Source organism: Variovorax sp. Soil_C_26 (assembly GCF_057657075.1).
Map to the genome: position 1 here is coordinate 392,757 of NZ_JBDGJC010000002.1, position 24,409 is coordinate 417,165.

Consider the following 24,409-nt stretch of genomic DNA (forward strand, 5'->3'; position numbering starts at 1 on the left):
GCTGTGCGATCTGCTATTTAAAAGGTAGCGCCTTAGCCAGTGATGCCCGTGCGTGCGAGAAGATCGCTGACCAGTTCGAGGCGCATCAGCGGGCTCTCGAGTTCCATGAGCCGCTGCCGCAGTTCGAGTTGCATGGGCACGAGTTCGCACCAGCGGTTGGCGACCCAGCCGCAATCGTCGAAGCGGTAGGGCGCGCCGATCGGCAGCCGCACGGCCTCGGCACCCTGGGCGCTGCGGCGTTCCTCGAGGGTGTCGACCAGGCGGCGCAGGGCGGTGGCGGTGTGCGCGAGGTCGGCCGGGATCTCGAGTGCCATGTCGTCGGCCAGGCCTTCGACTTCGGCAACCCACAGGCCGTGCTTCTGCATTTCGGTTTCGCGCACGCGGAAGCGCTGGGTGCCCACGCATTCGATCTGGAGCAGCCCGCTCTGTGGCGATTCGAACTCGCGGATGACGGCCAGGGTGCCGATGGCCGCGAAGCGCTCGGCCTCGGCACCAGGCTTGCGCACCTCGCTGCCGCTCGTCAGGCTGACCACGCCGAAGGGGGCGTCGGCCCGGCGGCATTTGCCGACCATGTCGAGGTAGCGGACCTCGAAGATCCGCAGCGGCAGCACACCGCCCGGAAACAGCACGGTGCCGAGCGGGAACAATGGAAGTGAATGCAAAAGGGGCTGTTTCGTCATCGAGCGGTCTCGCATGGCTATCATCGCATTCCCCTCACGATGCCGTCCCATGCTCTACCAGATTCCCTCGTTTCTTCTCGATGTGATCGTCGGCCTGCTCGGCGGCGCCTGCCTGCTGCGCCTGTACATGCAGTACCACCGCGTGCCGTTCGGCAATCCGCTCGGTCGTTTCATCTTTGCGGTCACCGACTGGATCGTGCTGCCGCTGCGGCGGATCGTGCCGTCGGTGAAGCGCTGGGACCTCGCGAGCGGGATCGCGGCCTGGCTGCTGGTGCTTGCCAAGTTCCTGCTGCTCTGGCTCCTGATCGGCAACCTGGGCCGGCTCATTGCGCTGCCGCTGGTGTCGTTCGTGGGTCTGCTTCAGTTGGCCGTTTCGGGGCTGACGGCGTTGCTCGTGGTGTACGCCGTGCTGTCATGGATACCGGGCGCTTCGCCGATGCTGCTCGACCTGATTTCGCGGCTCGCGGAACCGCTGGTACGGCCGTTGCGCCGCTTCATCCCGCTGCTCGGCGGAGTGGACCTGTCGCCGCTGGTCGCGATCGTCCTGTTGCAGGTGGTCGCGATCGTGCTGGGCAACCTGCTGGTCTGGGCCTACCGGCTGGGCTGAACAGGGCTCGCGCCCCGTTGCCCTGCCGGGCAGCGCGCGTTCAAAGGACCGCGTCGGCTGGCTGGCGCAGCAGCATCGCCAGTGTGCTGGCCATGGTCTTGCGCAGTTCGCGGCGGTCGCAGATGAAGTCGATCGCGCCCTTGGTCTGCAGGAACTCCGCGCGCTGGAAGCCTTCGGGCAGCGTCACACGCACGGTCGATTCGATCACGCGCGGGCCGGCAAAGCCGATCAGCGCCTTGGGCTCGGCAATGACCACGTCGCCCACGAACGCAAAACCGGCCGAGACGCCGCCCATGGTCGGGTCGGTCAGCACGCTGATGTAGGGCAGGCCCTTCTTGGCCAGGCGCGTGAGCGCTGCATTGGTCTTGGCCATCTGCATCAGCGACAGCAGGCCTTCCTGCATGCGCGCGCCGCCGGTCGCGGTGAAGCAGATGAAGGGCACCTTCTGCTCGATGGCGGTCTCGACGCCCCGCACGAAGCGCTCGCCGACCACGCTGCCCATGCTGCCGCCCATGAACTCGAACTCGAAGCAGGCCACGACCACGCTGATGCTGTGGACGGAGCCGCCCATGACGACCAGCGCGTCGGTCTCGCCGGTGTTCTCGAGGGCTTCCTTGAGCCGCTCGGGATAGCGGCGGCTGTCCTTGAACTTGAGTGCATCGACGGGAAGCACTTCCTGGGCGAGCTCGTAGCGGCCCTCGGCGTCCAGGAAGGCATCGAGCCGCGCGCGTGCGCCGATGCGGTGATGGTGGCTGCAGCTCGGGCAGACGTTCTGGTTGTGCTCGAGATCGGTCTTGTAGAGCACCGTCTCGCAGGCCGGGCATTTGATCCACAGGCCTTCGGGCACCTGGCGGCGCTCCGAAGGGTCGGTCTGGGCGATCTTGGCGGGTAGCAGTTTTTCAAGCCAGCTCATGGGCAATCCTCGGGGTCAGGGCAGCGGCGATTATCGGCCAGCCGCGTTCTTGGGGGTAGCCGCGGGCAGAGCATCGAGCGCCTCGCGGATTTCGGACAGGAATTCACGCACCACCGGCACCACCTGCTCGCGTGGTTGGTCATCGATCAGCTGGATGATCTTGGTGCCGATCACGACGGCGTCCGCCGCCGAACCGACCGCTTGCGCGGTGCGCGCGTCGCGGATGCCGAAGCCCACGCCCACCGGGATGCTCACATGTTCGCGGATGCGCGGGATCATCCGGCCGACCGCCTCGGTGTCGAGGTGGCCGGCGCCGGTCACGCCCTTGAGCGACACGTAGTAGACATAACCGCTCGCGATGCGCGCCACCTGCGCCATGCGTTCGCCCGTGCTGGTGGGCGCGAGCAGGAAGATCAGGTCGATGCCGGCGGCCTTGAGGTCGGCGGCGAAGTCCTCGCACTCTTCCGGTGGGTAGTCGACCACGAGGAGGCCGTCGACGCCGGCGGCGGCGGCATCGCGAATGAAGGCCTTCGGGCCATGCACGAGGTCGTAGCGCTCGACCGGGTTGGCATAGCCCATCAGCACCACCGGCGTCGTCGCATCGTCCTGGCGGAAGGCGGCGACCATCGCGAGCACCTGCTTCATGCCCACGCCCATGGCCAGCGCCGCTTCACCGGCCTTCTGGATCACGGGGCCGTCGGCCATCGGGTCGGAGAACGGCACGCCGAGCTCGATCACGTCGGCGCCCGCGGCCACCATGCCGTGCATCAGCGCCGGTGTGATGTCGGCATAGGGAAAGCCGGCGGTGACGTAGGGGATGAGGGCGCGGCGCCCGTCCTTTTTCAGTGCGTCGAAGGTGGCGGCAATACGGCTCATCATTTGCCTCCCTTCACGCTCAGCCCGCGCATCGAGGGCCGGTCGTAGAAGTCGACGCCCGAAAGATCGGCCACGGTGCCGATGTCCTTGTCGCCGCGCCCCGAGAGGTTCACGAGGATCGACTGGTCGGGCCGCATGGTCTTGGCGAGCTTGAGCGCGTGCGCCACGGCGTGGCTCGATTCGAGCGCGGGAATGATGCCTTCGGTGCGGCACAGGTAGTGGAAGGCCTCGAGCGCTTCGGTGTCCGTGATGCCCACGTATTCGGCACGGCCGATGTCGGCCAGGTGCGCATGTTCGGGGCCTACGCCCGGGTAGTCGAGGCCCGCGCTGATGCTGTGCGTTTCAGTGACCTGGCCGTCCTCGTTCTGCAGCAGGTAGGTGCGGTTGCCGTGCAGCACGCCCGGGCTGCCACGCAGGATCGATGCCGCGTGCTTGCCGCTGTCGAGGCCTTCGCCGGCGGCTTCCACGCCGATGAGCCGCGTGCCCGCGAAGGGGATGTACGGATGAAAGATGCCGATGGCGTTGCTGCCGCCGCCCACGCAGGCGATCACCACGTCGGGCTGCCGGCCCTCGGCTTCGCCGGTGATGCCCTGCGCCGCCAGCATGGCGGGCATCTGCTCGACGCATTCGGTGCCGATCACGCTCTGGAAGTCGCGCACCATCGTCGGGTAAGGGTGCGGGCCCGCCACCGTGCCGATGATGTAGAAGGTGTTTTCCACGTTCGTGACCCAGTCGCGCATGGCCTCGTTGAGCGCGTCCTTCAACGTCTGGCTGCCCGAGTCGACCGGCACCACCGTGGCGCCGAGCAGGTTCATGCGGTAGACGTTCGGGCTCTGGCGCTTCACGTCCTGGCTGCCCATGTAGACCACGCACTCGAGCCCGTAGCGCGCGCAGATCGTGGCCGTGGCCACGCCGTGCTGGCCGGCACCGGTCTCGGCGATGACGCGGGGCTTGCCCATGCGGCGCGCGAGCATCGCCTGGCCGATCACGTTGTTGATCTTGTGCGCGCCGGTGTGGTTGAGGTCTTCGCGCTTCAGGTAGATCTGGGCGCCGCCCATCTCGCGGCTCGTGCGCGCGGCGTGGTAGATCGGCGAGGGGCGGCCGACGAAGTGCTTGAGCTCATAGTGAAATTCCGCGAGGAACGCTGGATCGTCCTTGCACTTCGCATAGGCGTCGCGCAGTTCATTGATCGCGTGGGTGAGCGTTTCGCTCGCGAAGCTGCCGCCGTAACGGCCGAAATGGCCGCTGGCATCGGGTTGCTGGTAATTGCTTTGCATGGTTCTCGATCGGTGGGCCGCGGCCCGATCGCGATCGGGAAGCGGCGGCTAACTGGAGGAGAAGGACGCGTCGGCCGCCCTGGCGGCTGCAACGAATTGCCGGATCTTGGCGGCGTCCTTCAGGCCCTTGTTTCCCGGGCCGTCGATTTCGACGCCCGAGCTCACATCAACGGACAGCGACTTGCAGCGCGTCCGCAGGATGCGAATGCCATCGCTCACGTTTGCAGGTGTGAGCCCACCACTCAAGACGAGGTGAGCGTCGACGGCGGGTGGAAGAAGTGACCAATCGAATGCCTTGCCGCCACCGCCATAACCTTCGACATGCGCGTCGAGCAGGATGGCCTGGGCGTGGGAGTAATCGGAAGCGTATTTTACGAGGTCGAAGGCCACGCCGGCAGCCCCCATGGGAATCCGGGCGGCGCGCATGTAGCGAAACCGCCCTTGGCCTGCGGCCTCGTTGCACTGCAACGGGGTCTCGTCGCCATGGAACTGCGCGATGGCGCCGTTCACGCGGGCGAGTGATTCCACCACCCTGGGCGCCGCCTCGTTGACGAACAGCAGCACCGGCGTCACGAAGGGCGGCAGCCGCGACGCCAGTTCGGCCGCGCGCTCGGCCGTGACCGCGCGCGGGCTGGCGGCGTAGAGCACGAAGCCCACGGCGTCGGCACCGGCCTCGACCGCCGCATCCACGTCGGCCTCACGCGTGAGGCCACAGATCTTGATGCGGGTGCGGGCTGCGCTCATGGCGGGCCATCATAAGCAGCGCCGCCGCCCTGCAGCGTGGCTTCGGCCGGCAGACCCCACCGGGCGTCGTACAACGGCCCGAGGAAATACAGCCCATTCGCGGAAAAGGTAGGCGCCGCGACCTTGCGGCTGCGGGCCTCGAGCACTTCGGTGATCCACTCGGGCCGCTCGTCGCCGCGGCCGATGCGCACCAGGCAGCCCATCAGGTTGCGGATCATGTGGTGCAGGAAGGCGTCGGCCTCGAACTCGAAGTGCCAGCGGCAGCGCTCGCCGTCGCCGCGGCGCGTGATCTCGATGCGCCGCAGGTCCTTGACAGGCGAGAGGGCCTGGCAGGCCGAGGCGCGGAACGAGCTGAAGTCGTGCCGGCCCACCAGCTGTGCCGCCGCGGCGCGCATTGCGTCGCCGTCGAGCGGGTACATCGACCAGCCGACTCTGCCTGCGTCGAGGCTGGGTCGCACGGGCGACTGCGAGAGCACGTAGACGTAGCGGCGGGCCAGGGCGCTGGCTCGGCAATGGAATTCGTCAGGCACCGGGTGCGCCCACTGCACCGCGATGTCGTCGGGCAGGTAGCGGTTGGTGCCGCGCATCCAGGAGACGTTGTCGCGTGCGATGTCGGTGTCGAAGTGCACCACCTGCATCAGCGCATGCACGCCGGCGTCGGTGCGGCCGGCGCACAGCGTGCTGACCCTGCTGCCTGCGGGCAGCCCGGCGAACTTCGCGAGCGCGGCTTCGAGCTTGTCCTGCACCGTGCGGCCCGAGCGCTGGCTTTGCCAGCCCTCGTATGCCTGCCCGTTGTAGCGGATGCCGAGCGCGAGCCTCACGAATTCAGGAAGAACAAGGCGGCGGGCGGCTCATCGCAGCTCGGCGAGGAGCTGCCGGGCCTGCGACTGGACGTCGCCGGCGCTTTCGGCTTCGACTTCCTCGACCAGCGAGCGGGCGCCTTCGACGTCGCCGATCGCCTGCAGTTCGCGCGCCAGCGACAGCTTGACTGCATGCGGGCTGTCTTCGTCGTCCTCGTCCAGGCTCGGCTCCGCGCGCAGCGTCGCCCCGGTGGCGGCGTTGCTGTTGCTGCTGTCGGCCGCCGGACGGGCCGGAAGGCCGGCCAGCGCGCTCATGTCGAATTCGATGAAGCCCGAGTCGGCGGGGAGCGCGCTGCGCAGGCCAACAGGGCGCGTGTTGGGATCGACATCGCCGAGCGCCCCGGGGCGGGTTATCGGTGCCAGTGCGCCTGGCGCGGTGTCGAAGTCGTTCTCCATGTCGGCCGGCGCGATGGGCGGCTGCGCGGCGGGATGGCTGTTGCCCAGCGGCGCGACAGGCGTCGGGGCTGCATAGGCGGTCTTGGGCAGGCTGGCGCTGACCGGGGCAGGCGCAGGTGCCGGCGCAGGGGAGAGGGCCGCGGGCTGGCTCAGGTCGAGGTCGAAATCCAGCGGTGCGACCGAAGGCACGAAGGCCGGCGGTGCCGACACGGCGGGCGCCGGGGCAGGCGCAGGGGCCGGTGCTGCGGGCTTGGCTGCTGCGGCCGCGGCCAGCGCGCCGGCAAACGCAGCGCTTTCGGCCGGGCTCACGCCGCGGGCCGTGCTGCCCGCGTCGTACAGCGGGTTGCCCGGATCCAGGTCTTTGCCCATGTCGACCACACGGTTCCAGTCGGGACCGGTGCCATTGGTGAGCTTGTGTACTTCGGTGGCCAGGCCTTCGTAGGCCCGCACGTCGCGGCGCTTGGCGTGGATTTCGAGCAGCTTGAGGTGGATCGCCGTGCGCTCGGGGTTCACGCGCAGCGCTTCGCGCAGGATTTCCTCGGCCTGCAGGTCGCGACCGTAGGCGAGATACACGTCGGCTTCGGCCACCGGATCCACATCGCCGGCATCGAGCTGGCTCGGCGAGTACGACAGCGACGAGACGGTGGAGTCGCCGCGCTGCTTGGTGTCGACCGATTCGCCGCCGCTGGCGCCGAAGAACGAGTCCTTCGGAATGCGGCTCTCGAGGAACACGCTCTCGCTCATTTCCTCGCGCCGGCGGCCGAGCACGCGGAAGAGCAGGAAGCCGACGAGCAAGGCGACCAGCGCGGCACCCGCGAGCATCAGCGGGTTGGCGAGCAGCTCTTCGAAGAAGCCGCGCTCGGGCGGTGGCGGCGGAGGGGCTGCCTTGACGACCGGCTTGGGGGGCGCAACCGGTGCGGGCGCCGCGGCACTGGCCGCCGCCGCGGGAGCGCCCGGGGTCGTTTCGGCCGTGCTCGGTGTGCCAACGGTGGCTTCGGGCGCGGCGGTGGCTGGCGCCGCGGCCGTTGCTGCTGCGGCCGGGGCTTCTGCCGCAGGCGTGGGAGCGGTCGGCGGAGTGGCGGGGGCTGCGGCCGTCGCCGGCGCGGTCACGCCCGGGTTGGGAACCGGAATGCCGGGTGCCGCAGGCGCTGCGGGCGAACCCGCAGCAGGCGCTGATCCTGCAGCAGGCGCTGACCCTGCGGGGGGCGTCACCGAACCGGTGGCGGCCTTCAGCTTGGCCAGTTCCTCGATGTTCTTGGAGAGCTCCGCGACACGGTTGCTGTTCTCCTGCGCCTGGCGCGCCTGGGCAACCTTTTCTTCGGCTGCGCGGGCTGCCGCGCTGTTCTGCGTGATGGTCAGCTTGTCGGGCGCGCTCGCTGCCGCATTGCGGTCTTCGACACTGGCCTGCAGCCTGCCCGACGCGCTGCGGTCGGCCGCGGCGACGTTCGAGGTGGGCGCGTTCTCGGCCAGGCGCCGGCGGTAGGCGCCGAAGTCCCGGCTTTGCGCGACGATGGTGCGCCGTGCCTCGGCGGCGGGTGTCGCACCCGCCTCGGTGGCGCTCGGCAGGTCGAGCACTGCACCAGCCTTCATGCGGTTGACGTTGCCACCGATGAATGCATCGGGGTTGGCCCGCAGGAGTGCGACCAGCATCTGGTCGAGCGAAACCTCGGCAGGTTTGTGGGCCGCGGCGATCCTGCCGGCGGTATCGCCGCGCTGGACGGTGAGCTGCTCGCCGCCTGTCGCGCGGGGCGGGGCGGTGGTGGCGGCACGCTGCGGCGCTGCGGCCGGCGGCGTGGCGGTGGGCGCTGGTGCGGTGGCGGGCGCAACCGGGGCAGCGGGCGCAGAAAGTGCCCGCTCTCGGCGCGCGCGTGCTGCCAGTACCTCGGGGCGTTCCACGGGCGCGCGGACCTGGGGCGACACCGGAGCAATCGGTGCGGCGGGCGCGGGCTGGCGGGTCGTCGGCGGGTCGAGCAGCACGGTGTAGTCGCGCACGATCCGGCCCGATGCGCCATTGGCTTCGAGCAGCAGGTCGATGAACGGATCGTTGAGCGGGCGGCTGCCGGTCAGCCGCACGACGTACTGGCCCCCGGCACGTCGCTGCAGCGTGGCCCTGACGTCGCTGAGCGCCGCGTTGTAGGGCACGCCGGCGTTTTTGAATGCCTCTGCGCTGGCAACCCCGATCTTCAGGCTTTCGGCCTCGGCGGCGGCCATTTCGGTCACCTCGATCTCGGCGCGCAGCGGTTCGCCCAGGGCCGACTGCACCTTCAACTGTCCGAGCGCAAAGGCGCTGGCGTCGGCGCTTCCAAGGCCCAGGACCACGGCGATGGCCGTGCCGAGCACCGAGAGACGGAGGCCATGGAGGGTCGGCGAAGGGCGAGCGGCCGATGGGCGGGCCGCGGGCAACAGATGTCTTGTCATGCTGATAGGGGGGCGGCTCAGGCCCAGAAATTGTAAGAGGACGTTAGCACCAAGACCGGGGGCTGACAAGGCGCCGCGCCCCGTCTACCCAGTGCGCGCATACTTACGCACGCGTTCGGTGTTGCCTGCCGGCAACACCCTTGACCTCTGGGGAGCCCGCGAATCCCCATCAAGCCTCGAGCAGGATCCGCAGCATGCGACGCAGCGGTTCGGCGGCGCCCCACAGCAGCTGGTCGCCGATCGTGAACGCGCCGACGTATTCGGGGCCCATCGCCAGCTTGCGGATGCGGCCCACCGGGATGTCCATGGTGCCGGTCACGGCCACGGGCGTCAGGGCCGCGAGCGTGGCTTCGCGGGTGTTCGGCACCACCTTGGCCCAGGGGTTGTCGGCGGCGATGAGCGCTTCGATGTCCGCCACCGGCACGTCCTTCTTGAGCTTGAAGGTCAGCGCCTGGCTGTGGCAGCGCATGGCGCCGATGCGCACGCAGAAGCCGTCGACCGGCGTGGCCGCCGTACCGAAGCCCGCACCCTGGCCCAGGATCTTGTTGGTTTCGGCGCCGGCCTTCCATTCTTCCTTCGAGACGCCATCGCCCAGGTCCTTGTCGATCCAGGGAATCAGCGAGCCGCCCAGCGGCGCGCCGAAGTTCGCGGTTTCGGAGGCGCTGAGGTTCTGCTGGCGATGCAGCACCTTGCGGTCGATCTCAAGAATGGCCGACTTGGGGTCGTCCAGCAGCGCGCGCACCTCGGCGTTGATGGTGCCGAACTGGGTCAGCAGTTCGCGCATGTGCTGCGCGCCGCCGCCCGAGGCCGCCTGGTAGGTCATGCTGGTCATCCATTCGACCAGCCCGGCCTTGTAGAGCGCGCCCACGCCCATGAGCATGCAGCTCACGGTGCAGTTGCCGCCGATCCAGTTCTTGCCGCCCTTGGCGAGCGCGTTCTGGATCACCGGCAGGTTGACCGGGTCGAGCACGATGACCGCGTCGTCGTTCATGCGCAGCGTGGAAGCGGCATCGATCCAATGGCCGCTCCAGCCTGCCGCGCGCAGCTTGGGAAATACCTCGGTGGTGTAGTCGCCGCCCTGGCAGGTGATGACGATGTCGCACTTCTTGAGTGCGTCGATGTCGTTCGCATCCTTGAGCGTGGTCTCGTTCTTCGCCATGGCCGGGGCCTTGCCGCCGACGTTCGAGGTCGAGAAGAAGACCGGCTCGATGAGCCCGAAGTCGCTTTCGGCCTGCATGCGGTCCATCAGGACCGAGCCGACCATGCCGCGCCAGCCTACGAGGCCGACCAGGGGTTGGGATGCGTTCGCCATTTCAGTTTGCCCTTTGAAAAAGTTTCTCTTTCGCCCGACTCGTCGAGCCGGGGAGGGGCGTGACGAAGCGGGCTGCGGTTAGCCGGTAATCGTCTTTTTGGTGATTGCTGCAACGACCGCATCGCCCATTTCACGGGTGCCGACGCGCTTCGTGCCTTCCGACCAGATGTCACCCGTGCGCAGCCCGGAGGCGAGCACCTGCTTGACTGCCGACTCGATACGGTCGGCAGCTTCGGCTTGGTTGAGTGAAAAGCGGAGCATCATGGCAGCGGACAGTATTGTAGCCAATGGATTGGCAACCCCTTTGCCCGCAATGTCGGGTGCGCTGCCGTGGCTGGGCTCGTAGAGGCCCTGGTTGCTCGCATTGAGCGAGGCCGAAGGCAGCATGCCGATCGAACCTGTGAGCATCGCCGCCTCGTCCGACAGGATGTCGCCAAACATGTTGCCGGTGACGATCACGTCGAACTTCTTCGGCGCCTTCACGAGCTGCATGGCGGCGTTGTCGACGTACATGTGGTCGAGCTCGACGTCGGGGTAGTCCTTGTGCACTTCGGTCACCACGTCCTTCCAGAACTGGAAGGTCTCGAGCACGTTGGCCTTGTCGACGCTGGTCACGCGCTTGCTGCGCTTGCGGGCGGCCTCGAAGGCGACGCGGGCGATGCGCTCGATCTCGGGGCGCGAATAGCGCATCGTGTCGAAGGCCTCTTCGGCGCCCGGGAAGTGGCCGTCCACCGCGGTGCGGCGGCCGCGCGGCTGGCCGAAGTAGATGTCGCCGGTCAGCTCGCGGATGATGAGGATGTCCAGGCCCGCGATGAGTTCGGGCTTGAGGCTCGAGGCGTCGACCAGCTGCTCGTAGCAGATGGCCGGCCGGAAGTTCGCGAACAGGCCGAGGTTCTTGCGCAGGCCCAGGATCGCCTGTTCGGGCCGCAGCGGGCGGTCGAGCTTGTCGTACTTCCAGTCGCCGACGGCGCCGAAAAGCACGGCGTCGGCTTCCTTCGCGAGCTTGAGCGTCGCCTCGGGCAGCGGATGGCCGTGCGCTTCGTAGGCGGCACCGCCGACGAGCGCAGTTTCCATCTCGAACGAGAGGTCGAGCGCGTCGAGCACGCGGATGGCTTCCGCCACGATTTCGGTGCCGATGCCGTCACCCGGGAGAACTGCGATTTTCATGGTTGGTCTGAGGTTTGGAAATGGGATGCGGATGCCGTTCAGGCGATCATCGTGTGCGCCAGCCAGGGCTTCGACGCGAGCCGTTCGGCTTCGAAGGCCTTGATCTTGTCCTGGTGCCGCAGCGTGAGGCCGATGTCGTCGAGGCCGTTGACGAGGCAGTACTTGCGAAAGGCCTGCACGTCGAACGCGAACTCGCCGCCGTCGGGCTTCACGACCACCTGGCGCTCCAGGTCGATGGTCAGCGTGTAGCCGGGGAATGCAAGGGCCTCGTCGAACAGCTGGGCCACCTGCGCCTCGGGCAGCACGATCGGCAGCAGCCCGTTCTTGAAGCTGTTGTTGAAGAAGATGTCGGCATAGCTCGGCGCGATGATCGCGCGGAAGCCGTACTGGTCGAGCGCCCACGGCGCGTGCTCGCGCGACGAGCCGCAGCCGAAGTTCTTGCGCGCGAGCAGGACCGAGGCGCCCGCATAGCGCGGCTGGTTCAGCACGAAATCGGGGTTGGGCTTGCGGCTGGCCGGGTCCTGGCCCGGGAAGCCGGCGTCCAGGTAGCGCCATTCGTCGAACAGGTTCTGGCCGAAGCCGGTGCGCTTGATCGACTTGAGGAACTGCTTCGGGATGATCGCGTCGGTGTCGACGTTCTCGCGGTCCATCGGTGCCACGAGGCCTTGGTGTACGGTGAATTTCTGCATGTGTGGTCTCCAGATCAGGCGAACTTGCGCACATCGACGAAGTGGCCGTGGACGGCCGCGGCCGCAGCCATGGCGGGGCTCACGAGGTGGGTGCGCCCGCCGGCGCCCTGGCGGCCTTCGAAGTTGCGGTTGCTGGTCGAGGCGCAGCGCTCGCCGGGCTCGAGCCGGTCGGCGTTCATCGCCAGGCACATCGAGCAGCCCGGCTCGCGCCATTCGAAGCCCGCGGCCTTGAAGATCGCATCGAGCCCTTCGCGCTCGGCCTGTTCCTTCACCACGCCCGAACCGGGCACCACCATCGCGAGCTTCACGTTCTTCGCGACCCTCTGGCCGAGCTTCTTCACCACGGCGGCGGCCTCGCGCATGTCCTCGATGCGGCTGTTGGTGCACGAGCCGATGAACACCTTGTCGATGAAGATGTCGTCCATCGCCTTGTTCGGCTCCAGGCCCATGTAGACCAGCGCGCGCTCGATGGCGCCGCGCTTGCTCGCGTCCTTTTCCTTCTCGGGGTCGGGCACGCGGCCATTGATGGCGACCACCATCTCGGGCGAGGTGCCCCAGGTCACCTGCGGCTGGATCTGCGCGGCGTCGAGCTCGACCACGGCGTCGAAATGCGCGTCCGGGTCGGAATGCAGCGTGCGCCAGTAGCTCGCGGCCTGGTCCCATTCGACGCCGGTGGGCGCGAGCGGTCGGCCCTTCACATAGCTCAGGGTCTTGTCGTCGACGGCCACCAGCCCTGCGCGCGCGCCGGCCTCGATGGCCATGTTGCAGACCGTCATGCGGCCTTCCATGCTCAGGTCGCGGATCGCGGAACCTGCGAACTCGATGGTGTAGCCGGTGCCGCCGGCGGTGCCGATCTTGCCGATGATCGCCAGCACGATGTCCTTGGCGGTGCAGCCGAGCGGCAGCTTGCCCTCGACCTTGACGAGCATGTTCTTCGCCTTCTTGCCCAGCAGCGTCTGGGTGGCCATGACGTGCTCGACCTCGCTGGTGCCGATGCCGTGCGCGAGCGCGCCGAACGCACCGTGCGTGGAGGTGTGCGAGTCGCCGCAGACCACGGTCATGCCGGGCAGCGTGGCGCCCGATTCGGGGCCGATCACGTGCACGATGCCCTGGCGCTTGCTCAGGAACGGGAAGAACGCGGCGGCACCGAATTCGGCGATGTTCTTGTCGAGCGTGGTGACCTGTTCCTTGCTGGTCGGGTCGGCAATGCCTTCATAGCCGAGTTCCCAGCCCGTGGTGGGGGTGTTGTGGTCGGCCGTGGCCACCACGGAGCTGATGCGCCACAGCTTGCGGCCGGCGACGCGCAGGCCTTCGAAGGCCTGCGGGCTGGTGACTTCGTGCACCAGATGGCGGTCGATGTAGAGGATCGCGGTGCCGTCTTCCTCGGTGTGGACGACGTGTTCGTCCCAGATCTTGTCGTAGAGCGTGCGTGCCATGTCGGTCTCTTGGTCTTTCGTGGGGAAACTGGATTGTGTCTATGCCGCGAGCGGCTGTTCGTCGGCGCCGGCGCCGGCGCCCGCGGCCGCGTGCAGGTGGTTCACCAGCGAGCGCGCCGCCACCGGCAGGGTGGAAAAGTCGCGCGCCACCAGCCGGATCTCGCGCTCGGCCCAGGCGTTGTCGAGCGCCACGCTCGCAAGGCCGCGGCCGATGCCGTCGTGCATGAGCTCGAAGGCGCGCTCGGGCATCACGCCCACGCCCAGGCCGTTCTCGATCATGCGGCACATGGCGTCCAGGCCGGTGACGTGGATGCGCAGCTTGATGCTGCGGCCGGCGGCGAGTGCGGCCTCGTGCATCGCCACGTAGATCGAACTGTTGGTGTGCAGGCCGACATGGTCGAATTCGAGCGACTCGACGAAGTCGATGCGCGCGCGCGCAGCGAGCGCATGGCCCGCAGGAACGATCAGCGCCAGGCGGTCGTGGCGGTACGCAAGGCTCTGCAGCTCGCCCGCGCCGCCGGCCACGTGGCAGACGCCGAGATCGGCCGCGCCTTCCTGCACCGCGCGGATCACCTCGCTGCTCAGGTGCTCTTCGAGGTCGATCTTGATCGCTTCGTGGGCGCGCGAGAACACGCCGAGGTCTTCAGGGAGGAACTGCACGATCGCCGAGATGTTCGCGTGCACGCGAACATGGCCGCGCACGCCGTCGGCGTACTCGCTGAGTTCGCCCTGCATCTTCTCGAGGCTGTAGAGCACCGAGCGGGCGTGGTGCAGCAGGCTCTCGCCCGCGGGCGTGAGGTCCACGCCGCGCGCATGGCGGTAGAGAAGGGGGGTGCCGAGCGTGGCCTCCAGGTCGGACAGCCGCTTGCTGATGGCCGAGGCAGCAATGAATTCGCGCTCGGCCGCGCGCCCGATGCTGCCGAGCTCGCAAACGGCCACGAACAGCTGCAGCGACGTGAGGTCGATGCGGCGGGCGAAATTGCGTTCGGAGGTGCTCATGGGGGTGGCGGCATCGCGCTTTGCGATGAGTTTGCCATTTTCCCCCGGTTTTCAACGCGATGCCATCGCCATCTGCGATGGGTTCGTTGCCATGGGGCGACGAGCAGCGGGCCGACGCCCTGGAGCGAGTCGGCCCGTGTCGGCGCGCTTACTGGCGCTTCTTGGCGGCGTCCTCGACCTTTTCGCCACCCTTCTGGATGTCCTGTCCGGCACCCCGGAAGGTGTTGCAGCCACTCAGCGGAATGGCGAGGGCGAAAGCGACGGCGAGCAGCGCGGTGATTTGCTTCATGACGGGTCTCCTGACGGAAGGTTGAAAAAACAAGGTCGGGATCGAGCCTCGTGTCTGAACCTAATCTCCCCCAACGCCGCTCGTGTCAGCCAAGACGCAAAAAGGCTGCCCGTGGGCAGCCTTTTTGGAAAGCGGTGCGCCGCAGTGGCTCAGCGGGCCGAGATCGGCTTCACGTCGCGCTTGGGCGAACCTTCGAACAGCTGGCGCGGGCGGCCGATCTTGTACTCGGGGTCGCCGATCATCTCGTTGAGCTGGGCGATCCAGCCCACCGTGCGCGCGAGCGCGAAGACCGCGGTGAACAGCGGCACCGGGATGCCGATGGCGCGCTGCACGATGCCCGAGTAGAAGTCGACGTTCGGGTAGAGCTTGCGCGAGACGAAGTATTCGTCTTCGAGGGCGATCTTCTCGAGTTCCTTGGCGAGCTTGAACAGCGGGTCCTGCTCGAGGCCGAGTTCGGTCAGCACTTCGTTGCAGGTTTCCTGCATCAGCTTGGCGCGCGGGTCGTAGTTCTTGTACACGCGATGGCCGAAGCCCATGAGCTTGACGTTCGAGTTCTTGTCCTTGACCTTCTTGATGAACTCGCCGATCTTCTCGACGCCGCCTTCACGCTGGATGTCGTACAGCATGTTGAGCGCCGCCTCGTTGGCGCCGCCGTGGGCCGGGCCCCAGAGGCAGGCCACGCCGGCTGCGATCGCCGCAAAGGGGTTGGTGCCCGACGAGCCGCACAGGCGCACGGTCGAGGTCGAGGCGTTCTGCTCGTGGTCGGCGTGCAGGATGAAGATGCGGTCGAGCGCGCGCTCGAGCACCGGGTTCACCTTGTACTCCTCGCAGGGCGTCGCGAACATCATGTGCAGGAAGTTGCCTGCATAGCTGAGATCGTTCTTCGGGTACATGTACGGCTGGCCGATCGTGTACTTGTAGGCCATGGCCACGAGCGTGGGCATCTTCGCGATCAGGCGGATCGCGGCGATCTCGCGGTGCTCGGGATTGTTGATGTCCGTGCTGTCGTGATAGAAGGCCGAGAGCGCGCCGACAAGGCCGGTCATGATGGCCATCGGGTGCGCGTCGCGGCGGAAACCGCGCAGGAAGAACTGCATCTGCTCGTTGACCATCGTGTGGTTGGTCACGAGCTTCGTGAAGTTGGCCTTCTTGGTGGCGTCGGGCAGTTCCCCGTAGAGCAATAGGTGGCAGGTCTCGAGGAAGTCGCAGTTGGTGGCGAGTTGCTCGATCGGATAGCCGCGGTACAGCAGCTCGCCCTTGTCGCCGTCGATGTAGGTGATGGCCGACTGGCAGGAGGCGGTCGACATGAAACCCGGGTCGTACGTGAACATGCCGGTCTGCGCATAGAGCTTGCGGATGTCGATCACGTCGGGGCCGATGGTGCCTTTGTAGATCGGCAGTTCGACGTTGTCTCCGCCGTTGCTGAACGACAGCGTGGCCTTGGTATCGGAAGCTTTCATTTCGGGTTTCTTTCAGAGGTGGATTCAGGACGATGGAGAGGTCGAGGGGCGCTGGGCGCCGTCGGTGCGCATCAGCTGCAGCAAGGCGACCACCTCGGCCCCGGCCCATGCGGGCTCGGGCTCCTTTCTTTGCAGGAGCAGATCGAGGAGATCGTTGTCCGACAGGTCCATCAGGGTCTCCATCGCCGCAGCCTGGCCGACGGTGATGTCGGCCTCGTGCCGCTCGAAGAAGCGGGCGATGAACAGGTCGTTCTCGAGCAGGCCGCGCCGGCAGCGCCATTTCAGCTTGCTCAGCGCGCGTTCGCTGAGCGGCTGTGCGAGGTCGGCAGCGGTGTCCATGGCTTCTATCGGTCCGGGATCAGATGGCGCGACGCACCATCAGTTCCTTGATCTTGCCGATCGCCTTGGTCGGATTCAGGTTCTTCGGGCACACGTCGACGCAGTTCATGATCGTGTGGCAGCGGAACAGGCGGTACGGATCTTCGAGGTTGTCCAGGCGCTCGGCCGTGGCTTCGTCGCGGCTGTCGGCGATGAAGCGGTAGGCCTGCAGCAGGCCGGCGGGGCCCACGAACTTGTCGGGGTTCCACCAGAAGCTCGGGCAGCTGGTGGAGCAGCTCGCGCACAGAATGCACTCGTAGAGGCCGTTGAGCTCGTCGCGCTCCTCGGGCGACTGCAGGCGTTCCTTCTCGGGCGGCACGTTGTCGTTCTGCAGGTACGGCTTGATCGAGTTGTACTGCTTGAAGAACTGGGTCATGTCCACGATCAAGTCGCGGATCACGGGCAGGCCCGGCAGCGGCTTGAGCACCACGGTGCCCTTGAGCGTGTTCATGTTTGTCAGGCAGGCCAGGCCGTTCTTGCCGTTGATGTTCATCGCGTCGGAGCCGCAGACGCCTTCGCGGCACGAGCGGCGGAACGACAGCGTCGGGTCCTGCGCCTTGAGCTTCATCAGGGCGTCGAGCAGCATGCGCTCATGGCCGTCGAGTTCGATCTCGATGGTCTGCATGTAGGGCTTGGCGTCCTTGTCCGGGTCGTAGCGGTAGATCTGGAATGTGCGCTTCATCGTGAAACCTTGTGATGTTGTTCTGGCTTAGAACGTACGGACCTTGGGAGGAACGGAGTCGACCGTCAGTGGCTTGAGGTTGACCGGCTTGTAGGAAAGGCGGTTGCCCTCGCTGTACCAAAGCGTGTGCTTCATCCAGTTGGCGTCGTCGCGGCCGAGCGGTGCGACCGGGTCGTCCGACGGACGCTCGTAGTCCTCGACCGTGTGCGCGCCGCGGCATTCCTTGCGGGCGGCAGCCGACACCATCGTGGCCTGGGCCACCTCGATCAGGTTGTCGACCTCGAGGGCCTCGATGCGCGCGGTGTTGAACACTTTGGATTTGTCCTTCAGGCCGATCGCGTTGACGCGCTCGCGCACCGCGGCGATCTTGACCACGCCTTCGTCCATCGAAGCCTGCTTGCGGAACACGGCGGCGTGCTGCTGCATGACGGTGCGGATCTCGCCGGCCACGTCTTGCGCGTACTCGCCGCCGGCATCGGCCTCGAGCCGGTTCAGGCGCTCCAGCGTGCGGTCGGCCGCATCGGCCGGCAGCGGCTTGTGCTCCTTCTGCTTGTCGTTGAACTCGACGATGTGGTTGCCGGCCGCGCGGCCGAATACCAGCAGGTCGAGCAGCGAATTGGTGCCGAGGCGGTTGGCGCCGTGCACGCTCACGCAGGAGCATTCGCCCACGGCGTAGAGGCCGTTCACCACCTGGTTGTGAACGTCGCCGTTCTGCACCACCACCTGGCCGTTGATGTTGGTCGGGATGCCGCCCATCTGGTAGTGGATGGTCGGCACCACGGGGATCGGCTCCTTGGTGATGTCGACGTTGGCGAAGTTCACGCCGATCTCGTACACCGAAGGCAGGCGCTTGTGGATGGTCTCGGCACCGAGGTGGTCGAGCTTCAGCAGCACGTAGTCCTTGTTGGGTCCGCAGCCGCGGCCTTCCTTGATCTCCTGGTCCATCGAGCGCGACACGAAGTCGCGCGGGGCCAGGTCCTTCAGCGTGGGCGCATAGCGCTCCATGAAGCGCTCGCCGTTGCTGTTGAGCAGGATGGCGCCTTCGCCGCGGCAGCCTTCGGTCAGCAGCACGCCCGCGCCGGCCACGCCGGTCGGGTGGAACTGCCAAAACTCCATGTCCTGCAGCGGGATGCCCGAGCGCGCGGCCATGCCCAGGCCGTCGCCGGTGTTGATGAAGGCGTTGGTCGAGGCCTGGAAGATGCGGCCCGCGCCACCGGTGGCGAGCAGCACGGTCTTGGCCTGCAGGATGTGCAGGTCGCCGGTTTCCATTTCGAGTGCCGTCACGCCCACCACGTCGCCTTCGGCGTCGCGGATCAGGTCGAGCGCCATCCACTCGACGAAGAACTGGGTGCGTGCCTCGACGTTCTTCTGGTAGAGCGTGTGCAGCATCGCGTGACCGGTGCGGTCGGCCGCGGCGCAGGCGCGCTGCACGGGCTTTTCGCCATAGTTGGCCGTGTGGCCGCCGAACGGGCGCTGGTAGATCGTGCCGTCGGGGTTGCGGTCGAAAGGCATGCCGAAGTGCTCGAGTTCGTACACGACCTTCGGCGCTTCGCGGCACATGAACTCGATCGCATCCTGGTCGCCGAGCCAGTCGGAGCCCTTGATCGTGTCGTAGAAGTGGTAGTGCCAGTTGTCCTCGCTCATGTTGCCGAGAGAGGCGCCCACGCCGCCCTGCGCGGCGACGGTGTGCGAGCGGGTCGGGAACACCTTCGAGAGCACGGCCACGTTGAGGCCGGCACGCGCGAGCTGCAGCGAGGCGCGCATGCCGGAACCGCCGGCACCGACGATCACGACGTCGAACTTGCGCTTGGTGATTTGTTCTTTTGTGTAGGTCATGGTGGGGATCGCGTCGTCAGATTTTCCAAAGCACTTGAATGGCCCAACCCGCGCAACCGACAAGCCAGACGATGGTGAAAATTTGCAGGGCAAGGCGGATGCCGACCGGCTGGATGTAGTCCATCCATACGTCGCGCATGCCCACCCACACGTGGTAGAGCAGGGCGGCGATCACGGAGAAGGTCAGCACCTTCATCCACTGCGCGGCGAAGATGCCGGCCCAGAGGTCGTAGCCGATGGGGCCGCGCGAGAAGATCAACTGCGCGAGCAGCACGATCGTGAAGAGCGCCATCAGGCCGCCCGTGATGCGCTGGCTGAGCCAGTCGCGAAGACCGTAATGTGCGCCGACGACGATGCGCTTGGAGCCGTAGTTCACAGACATGGTTCTGGCTCCTTCTCAGTACAGACCGAACAGCTTGGCGCCGAGCACCACGGTGAGCAGGATGCTCAGGACCAGCGTGACCAGGGCCGAGCTGTGGCCAAACTCCTTGGTCACCGCCTTGTGGCTCACGTCCATCCAGAGATGGCGCAGGCCGGCGATGAAGTGGTGCAGGTAGGCCCAGATCAGCGCGAGCGCGACAAGCTTGAAGAACCAGCCCGGAGCGAAACCAATGCCGCTGTTGAAGGCGGCCTTGAACCTGGCGAACGAATAGTCCGAAGACAGCGAGGTGTCGAACATCCAGATGATGAACGGCATCAGCAGGAACATCAGCACGCCGCTGATGCGGTGCAGGATCGACACGACGCCGGCCGGCGGCAGCCGGTAGGTCGTGAGATCGGTGAAGGCGTTGATGTTGCGGAACTCGCGGCGCGGTGTCCGGGGGGGAGTGGCAAGCTCTGTCATGGGGGGAGGGCTTTCGTGGCTTGTTGGCTTGTTCTGAGAGCGAACGCTGTTGTTTCTTCTGCGGAATGCAAACGACGCAAAATTCTATTGCAATGCACCATTGTCCGGCGGAGGGGCCCGCGTCGTCGCACCGCGGCAGTCGGATGCTATCGACTTGGTCGCATGGTGGACCCGGCGCGCCGGCGCTGCAATGCGGTCCGATCCGGATGCGATGTGGAATGGGCCCGGCATCGTCTCAACCCAGCTGGTTGCGGTAGTGGTGCGTGTCGGTGCGGTAGAGCCCGCGCCGCAGTTCCATCGGCGTGTCGTGGTAGGTGTGCGCCAGGCGCTCGACGCTCAGCAGCGGCGTCTGCGGCGCCACGTCGAGCAGGGCGGCCTGCTCGGCATCGGGCAGCACGGCGCGGATCTTTTCCTCGGCCCGCACCATGCGCACGCCGAACTCGGTCTCGAACATCGCGTACATCGGCCCCGGCCAGGCGCGCAGCCGCTCGGCCGTCAGCCCTTTGAACGGGGCGCCCGGCAGCCAGAGGTCTTCGAGGATCGTGGGCACGCCCCCGTACGCGAGCACGCGCCGCACCTGCAGCACCGCGTCGCCCGTGCGCAGCCCCAGCGCGCGCGCCACGTCGGCCGAGGCGCGCTGGCGCCGACAGTCGACGATGGTGCGCTCGGCGGGCCCTTCGGCAGCCGGGCTGCCGGTGTCCGGCACGAGCTTGAGGAAGCGGTACTGCACATGCTGCTCGGCATGCGTGGCGACGAAGGTGCCCTTGCCCTGGCGCCGCACCACGAGGTTCTCGGCCGCGAGCTCGTCGATGGCCTTGCGCACCGTGCCCTGGCTCACGCGGTAGCGCACCGCCAGGTCCATCTCGCTCGGGATCGGTTCGCCCGGCTTCCATTCGCCGGCCTGCAGGCTCTGCAGGATCAGCGTCTTGATCTGCTGGTAGAGCGGGCTGAAGGACGGCGTCGCGGAATCTTCGAGGACGGAGGGGGCATTCATGGCAGCGGTGGGTGCGCCGTGGCGGCAACCGTGGAGCATATCTTATATAAGACATAAGACGAGGCGAATCGAATCGGCTTAAAATGCGGGCCGGCCTGCGCCGCGGACGAACACCCGCCCCGCAGGAAGCCTGGCGCCTCCACGCGCCCGCCCCTACCGTTTCACCATCTTCTGGAGTCTTCCCATGAGCAAAAAGCCCGTCCGCGTTGCCGTCACCGGTGCCGCCGGCCAAATCGGTTACGCCCTGTTGTTCCGTATCGCGTCGGGCGAAATGCTCGGCAAGGACCAGCCGGTCATCCTCCAGCTGCTCGAGATCCCCGATGAAAAAGCGCAGAAGGCGCTCAAGGGCGTGATGATGGAGCTCGACGACTGCGCCTTCCCGCTGCTGGCCGGCATGGAAGCCCACGGCGACCCGATGACCGCCTTCAAGGACGCAGACTACGCGCTGCTCGTGGGCTCGCGCCCGCGCGGCCCGGGCATGGAGCGCGCCGAGCTGCTCGCCGTCAACGGCGCCATCTTCACCGCCCAGGGCAAGGCCCTGAACGCCGTGGCGAGCCGCAACGTCAAGGTGCTGGTGGTCGGCAACCCGGCCAACACCAATGCCTACATCGCCATGAAGAGCGCGCCCGACCTGCCGCGCAAGAACTTCACCGCCATGCTGCGCCTCGACCACAACCGCGCTGCCAGCCAGATCGCCGCCAAGACCGGCAAGGCCGTGGCCGACATCGAGAAGCTCACCGTCTGGGGCAACCACTCGCCCACGATGTACGCCGACTACCGCTTCGCCACCATCAACGGCGAGAGCGTCGCCAAGATGGTCAACGACCAGGAATGGAACGCCAACACCTTCCTGCCGACCGTCGGCAAGCGCGGCGCCGCCATCATCGAGGCGCGCGGCCTGTCGTCGGCCGCCTCGGCCGCCAACGCCGCCATCGACCACATGCGCGACTGGGCGCTGGGCACCAATGGCAAGTGGGTCACGATGGGCATTCCGTCGGACGGCCAGTACGGGATCCCGAAGGACGTGATGTTCGGCTTCCCGGTCACCTGCGAGAACGGCGAGTACAAGCTGGTCGAAGGCCTCGAGATCGACGCCTTCAGCCAGGAGCGGATCAACAAGACCCTCGAAGAGCTCGAAGGCGAGCGCGCCGGCGTCGCCCACCTGCTGTAAGCAACCCGCGCATGCTCGACTGGAACCCCGCGCTCTACCGTCGCTACGAGGACGAGCGCACCCGCCCCGCACAGGAACTCCTGGCGCGGGTGCCACTGGCCGAGGCCCGACGTGTCGTCGATCTCGGCTGCGGGCCGGGCAATTCCACCGAGCTGCTGTCGCGGCGGTTCCCGGCGGCACGCGTCGTCGGCACCGACAACTCCGAAGCCATGCTGGCCAGTGCGCGCGAGCGCCTGCCCGAGGCGCGCTTCGAGTTGAGCGACATTGCGACCTGGGCGCCGCATGAAGCGCCCGATCTCATCTATGCCAACGCAGCCCTCCAGTGGGTGCCGGACCACGAAAAGCTGATCCCGCGCCTGTTCGCTGCGCTGGCCCCGGGCGGCGTGCTCGCCGTCCAGATGCCCGACAACCGTGAAGAGCCCACGCACCGCCTGATGCGCGCCGTTGCGGCCGAGGCGCCCTGGGCCGAACCCATCGGCGACGCCGATCGCCTGCGCACGCTGCTGTTGCCGCTCGGCGGCTACTACGACCTGCTCGCGCCCGAGGCGGCCCGGGTCGATGTGTGGCACACCATCTATCAGCACCCGATGGCCAGCGCCGCGGCCATCGTCGAATGGGTGCGCGGCACCGGGCTGAAACCCTTCGTCGACCGGCTGCCGGCCGACCTGCAGGCCAGCTACCTGGCTGAATACGAGCGCCGCGTCGACCAGGCCTATCCGGCGCGGACCGACGGCAAGCGGCTGCTGGCGTTCCCGCGCATGTTCATCGTGGCGCAGAAAAAAGCATGACGACGAAATCCGTTCATCCTGCCGAAGTGCTGCTCGGCGCCCAGGCCGGCGCCGTCACGCTGCCGGTGTGCGACCACTACAGCGGCGTCGAGGCGCGCATGCGCAAGAGCCTCGCGCTGCAGGCCGAGATGGCCGACGAATTCGGCGCCTGCGTGTTCGACGTCACGCTCGACTGCGAGGACGGCGCACCCGTGGGCGGCGAGTCCGACCATGCCGCACTGGTGACCGAACTCGCGCTGGCCGCCAGGCCGGTCCTGCGGGTCGGCGTGCGGGTGCACCCGGTGGACCACCCCGCCTTTGCCGGCGACGTCGTCACCATCGCGGGCGGTGCGGGCCAGCGGCTCAGCCACCTGATGGTGCCGAAGGTCGAGACCGTTGCCGACGTGGTGCAGGCGGTCGAAGCACTCGACGCGGCCGATGCCCCCGACCTGCCGCTGCACGTGCTGATCGAATCGCCGCTGGCCGTGCACAACGCCTTCGACATCGCAGCGCATCCGCGCGTGCAGTCGCTGAGCTTCGGCCTGATGGACTTCGTCTCGGCCCATGCGGGTGCGATTCCCGCCGAGGGCATGGGCGCCGTCGGGCAGTTCACGCATCCGCTCGTGGTGCGCGCGAAGCTTGCCATCGCCTCGGCCGCCCATGCGCATGGCAAGGTGCCTTCGCACTGCGTGGTCACCGAGTTCAACGACATGGCCGCCATGCGCACCGCGGCGCGCAGGGCGGCGGCCGAATTCGGCTACACGCGCATGTGGAGCATCCATCCGAACCAGATCCGACCGATCCTCGAGGCCTTCGCCCCGGACGAGGCGCAGATCCAGATTGCCACAAGAATCATTACAACTGCGGCGGCCGCCGATTGGGCGCCGACGCAAATTGATGGCACATTGCACGACCGCGCGAGCTATCGCCATTTCTGGCAAGTGCTGACGCGCGCCCATGCCACCGGGCGCGCGCTGCCGCCAGAAGCCCAGGCCTGGTTTGCACTCGCGGCCTCTTGAAACCCGCTCCAGCCTCAAGGAACACACCCATGAAGAAAATCGCTCTGATCGCTGCCCTGGCCCTGGCGCTGCCGTTTGCGGCCGTGGCCCAGACCACCCCCGCCAAGCCCGCGGCCAAGGCAGAGGCCAAGCCGAAGGCCAAGAAGACCCCGCCCAAGAAGAAGGTCGCCCGCAGCGCCAAGAAGGCGGTCGAGGAAGTCACCCCCATTGCCGACGACGCCAACGTCGTGCTGACCGATGCCGACCTGGCCGTGGCCCAGCGCGTGTCCACCGGCCGGGCGCAATGCGAACTCGGCGCCGACGTGACGGTGAGCGCCGACGACAAGAAGCCCGGCTTCTTCAACGTGACCACCAAGGGCCTGAAGTACCGCATGCACCCGGTCGAAAGCCGCACCGGCGCGATCCGCCTCGAAGACCCGCGCGCCGGCGCCATGTGGCTGCAGCTCGGCAACAAGTCGATGCTGATGAACCAGAAGGCCGGTCTGCGCATTGCCGACGAATGCCAGACGGCGGAGCAGCTGGCCTTTGCCGAAGAAATGAAGAAGAACCCGCCGAAGAGCCTGTTCGAAGGCTCCGACGCGCCCAAGCAGTAGTA

General features: G+C 67.3%; 25 protein-coding genes. 5 read left to right on the top strand and 20 right to left on the bottom strand.

Annotated features, from left to right (window positions below; genetic code table 11):
* Nucleotides 1-32 precede the first annotated feature (32 nt).
* Entirely contained in the window at nucleotides 33-680 is a 648-nt protein-coding gene (locus tag AC3A6G_RS07340) for an LON peptidase substrate-binding domain-containing protein (protein WP_487864185.1), read from the bottom strand.
* Between the two features lie 49 nt (nucleotides 681-729).
* Between AC3A6G_RS07340 and AC3A6G_RS07345 the strand changes: the two genes are divergently transcribed.
* Nucleotides 730-1,287: a YggT family protein gene (locus AC3A6G_RS07345; protein WP_487864184.1), complete on the top strand. Its 558-nt coding sequence runs from the start codon at nucleotides 730-732 to the stop codon at nucleotides 1,285-1,287.
* A gap of 40 nt (nucleotides 1,288-1,327) precedes the next feature.
* Here the strand turns inward: AC3A6G_RS07345 and accD are convergent, their stop codons facing one another.
* From accD to AC3A6G_RS07440, 19 genes are all read right to left on the bottom strand, one after another.
* Nucleotides 1,328-2,200 carry an acetyl-CoA carboxylase, carboxyltransferase subunit beta gene (gene accD, locus AC3A6G_RS07350; protein WP_487859613.1) on the bottom strand — a complete coding sequence of 291 codons (873 nt, stop codon included), beginning with the start codon at nucleotides 2,198-2,200 and terminating at the stop codon, nucleotides 1,328-1,330.
* A gap of 30 nt (nucleotides 2,201-2,230) precedes the next feature.
* Nucleotides 2,231-3,076 carry a tryptophan synthase subunit alpha gene (gene trpA, locus AC3A6G_RS07355; RefSeq protein WP_487873436.1) on the bottom strand — a complete coding sequence of 282 codons (846 nt, stop codon included), beginning with the start codon at nucleotides 3,074-3,076 and terminating at the stop codon, nucleotides 2,231-2,233.
* Nucleotides 3,076-4,353, bottom strand: a complete 1,278-nt coding sequence (trpB, locus tag AC3A6G_RS07360) for a tryptophan synthase subunit beta (RefSeq protein ID WP_487873437.1) — start codon at nucleotides 4,351-4,353, stop codon at nucleotides 3,076-3,078. The genes trpA and trpB overlap by 1 nt, the downstream gene beginning before the upstream one ends.
* A 48-nt stretch (nucleotides 4,354-4,401) precedes the next feature.
* On the bottom strand, nucleotides 4,402-5,097 hold the full coding sequence (locus AC3A6G_RS07365; RefSeq protein WP_487864183.1) for a phosphoribosylanthranilate isomerase: 696 nt from the start codon (nucleotides 5,095-5,097) through the stop codon (nucleotides 4,402-4,404).
* On the bottom strand, nucleotides 5,094-5,918 hold the full coding sequence (gene truA / locus AC3A6G_RS07370; RefSeq protein WP_487873438.1) for a tRNA pseudouridine(38-40) synthase TruA: 825 nt from the start codon (nucleotides 5,916-5,918) through the stop codon (nucleotides 5,094-5,096). The genes AC3A6G_RS07365 and truA overlap by 4 nt, the downstream gene beginning before the upstream one ends.
* Before the next feature lie 30 nt (nucleotides 5,919-5,948).
* A complete protein-coding gene (locus AC3A6G_RS07375) occupies nucleotides 5,949-8,771 on the bottom strand; it encodes a FimV/HubP family polar landmark protein (RefSeq protein WP_487864182.1) in 2,823 nt (940 codons plus the stop codon).
* Nucleotides 8,772-8,940: 169 nt separating this feature from the next.
* Entirely contained in the window at nucleotides 8,941-10,083 is a 1,143-nt protein-coding gene (gene asd / locus AC3A6G_RS07380; protein WP_487864181.1) for an aspartate-semialdehyde dehydrogenase, read from the bottom strand.
* A 78-nt stretch (nucleotides 10,084-10,161) separates the two neighbouring features.
* The gene (leuB, locus tag AC3A6G_RS07385) at nucleotides 10,162-11,250 is read right to left on the bottom strand and encodes a 3-isopropylmalate dehydrogenase (RefSeq protein ID WP_487859620.1); all 1,089 of its coding nucleotides are present in this window, start codon (nucleotides 11,248-11,250) and stop codon (nucleotides 10,162-10,164) included.
* 38 nt (nucleotides 11,251-11,288) lie between these two features.
* Nucleotides 11,289-11,939 (bottom strand): 3-isopropylmalate dehydratase small subunit, encoded by a 651-nt coding sequence (leuD, locus tag AC3A6G_RS07390; RefSeq protein ID WP_487859621.1) that lies wholly within the window; start codon nucleotides 11,937-11,939, stop codon nucleotides 11,289-11,291.
* 14 nt (nucleotides 11,940-11,953) lie between these two features.
* Nucleotides 11,954-13,375, bottom strand: coding sequence for a 3-isopropylmalate dehydratase large subunit (gene leuC, locus AC3A6G_RS07395; protein WP_487859622.1), 1,422 nt, complete (start codon nucleotides 13,373-13,375; stop codon nucleotides 11,954-11,956).
* A gap of 39 nt (nucleotides 13,376-13,414) precedes the next feature.
* The gene (locus tag AC3A6G_RS07400) at nucleotides 13,415-14,374 is read right to left on the bottom strand and encodes a LysR substrate-binding domain-containing protein (RefSeq protein ID WP_487873439.1); all 960 of its coding nucleotides are present in this window, start codon (nucleotides 14,372-14,374) and stop codon (nucleotides 13,415-13,417) included.
* A gap of 148 nt (nucleotides 14,375-14,522) precedes the next feature.
* Nucleotides 14,523-14,663 (bottom strand): entericidin A/B family lipoprotein, encoded by a 141-nt coding sequence (locus AC3A6G_RS07405; protein WP_487859624.1) that lies wholly within the window; start codon nucleotides 14,661-14,663, stop codon nucleotides 14,523-14,525.
* Nucleotides 14,664-14,812: 149 nt separating this feature from the next.
* On the bottom strand, nucleotides 14,813-16,123 hold the full coding sequence (locus AC3A6G_RS07410; protein ID WP_487873440.1) for a citrate synthase: 1,311 nt from the start codon (nucleotides 16,121-16,123) through the stop codon (nucleotides 14,813-14,815).
* A 24-nt stretch (nucleotides 16,124-16,147) separates the two neighbouring features.
* A complete protein-coding gene (locus AC3A6G_RS07415) occupies nucleotides 16,148-16,462 on the bottom strand; it encodes an FAD assembly factor SdhE (RefSeq protein ID WP_487859626.1) in 315 nt (104 codons plus the stop codon).
* A gap of 19 nt (nucleotides 16,463-16,481) precedes the next feature.
* Nucleotides 16,482-17,183 carry a succinate dehydrogenase iron-sulfur subunit gene (locus AC3A6G_RS07420; protein WP_487859627.1) on the bottom strand — a complete coding sequence of 234 codons (702 nt, stop codon included), beginning with the start codon at nucleotides 17,181-17,183 and terminating at the stop codon, nucleotides 16,482-16,484.
* 27 nt (nucleotides 17,184-17,210) lie between these two features.
* Nucleotides 17,211-19,019 carry a succinate dehydrogenase flavoprotein subunit gene (gene sdhA, locus AC3A6G_RS07425; RefSeq protein ID WP_487859628.1) on the bottom strand — a complete coding sequence of 603 codons (1,809 nt, stop codon included), beginning with the start codon at nucleotides 19,017-19,019 and terminating at the stop codon, nucleotides 17,211-17,213.
* Between the two features lie 16 nt (nucleotides 19,020-19,035).
* Nucleotides 19,036-19,401 carry a succinate dehydrogenase, hydrophobic membrane anchor protein gene (gene sdhD / locus AC3A6G_RS07430; RefSeq protein WP_487859629.1) on the bottom strand — a complete coding sequence of 122 codons (366 nt, stop codon included), beginning with the start codon at nucleotides 19,399-19,401 and terminating at the stop codon, nucleotides 19,036-19,038.
* 15 nt (nucleotides 19,402-19,416) lie between these two features.
* On the bottom strand, nucleotides 19,417-19,863 hold the full coding sequence (gene sdhC / locus AC3A6G_RS07435; protein ID WP_487873441.1) for a succinate dehydrogenase, cytochrome b556 subunit: 447 nt from the start codon (nucleotides 19,861-19,863) through the stop codon (nucleotides 19,417-19,419).
* Between the two features lie 235 nt (nucleotides 19,864-20,098).
* Complete coding sequence (locus AC3A6G_RS07440) at nucleotides 20,099-20,857, bottom strand: GntR family transcriptional regulator (protein WP_487859631.1); 759 nt, start codon at nucleotides 20,855-20,857, stop codon at nucleotides 20,099-20,101.
* 184 nt (nucleotides 20,858-21,041) lie between these two features.
* Between AC3A6G_RS07440 and AC3A6G_RS07445 the strand changes: the two genes are divergently transcribed.
* From AC3A6G_RS07445 to AC3A6G_RS07460, 4 genes are read left to right on the top strand one after another with little or no spacing between them, the layout of a single operon-like run.
* Nucleotides 21,042-22,028 (top strand): malate dehydrogenase, encoded by a 987-nt coding sequence (locus tag AC3A6G_RS07445; protein ID WP_487873442.1) that lies wholly within the window; start codon nucleotides 21,042-21,044, stop codon nucleotides 22,026-22,028.
* Between the two features lie 11 nt (nucleotides 22,029-22,039).
* Nucleotides 22,040-22,816, top strand: a complete 777-nt coding sequence (gene tam / locus AC3A6G_RS07450) for a trans-aconitate 2-methyltransferase (protein WP_487859632.1) — start codon at nucleotides 22,040-22,042, stop codon at nucleotides 22,814-22,816.
* Nucleotides 22,813-23,814: an HpcH/HpaI aldolase/citrate lyase family protein gene (locus AC3A6G_RS07455; RefSeq protein WP_487873443.1), complete on the top strand. Its 1,002-nt coding sequence runs from the start codon at nucleotides 22,813-22,815 to the stop codon at nucleotides 23,812-23,814. Before tam ends, AC3A6G_RS07455 begins: the two co-directional genes overlap by 4 nt.
* A gap of 29 nt (nucleotides 23,815-23,843) precedes the next feature.
* Nucleotides 23,844-24,407 carry a hypothetical protein gene (locus AC3A6G_RS07460; RefSeq protein ID WP_487864178.1) on the top strand — a complete coding sequence of 188 codons (564 nt, stop codon included), beginning with the start codon at nucleotides 23,844-23,846 and terminating at the stop codon, nucleotides 24,405-24,407.
* The last annotated feature ends 2 nt before the right edge of the window (nucleotides 24,408-24,409 follow it).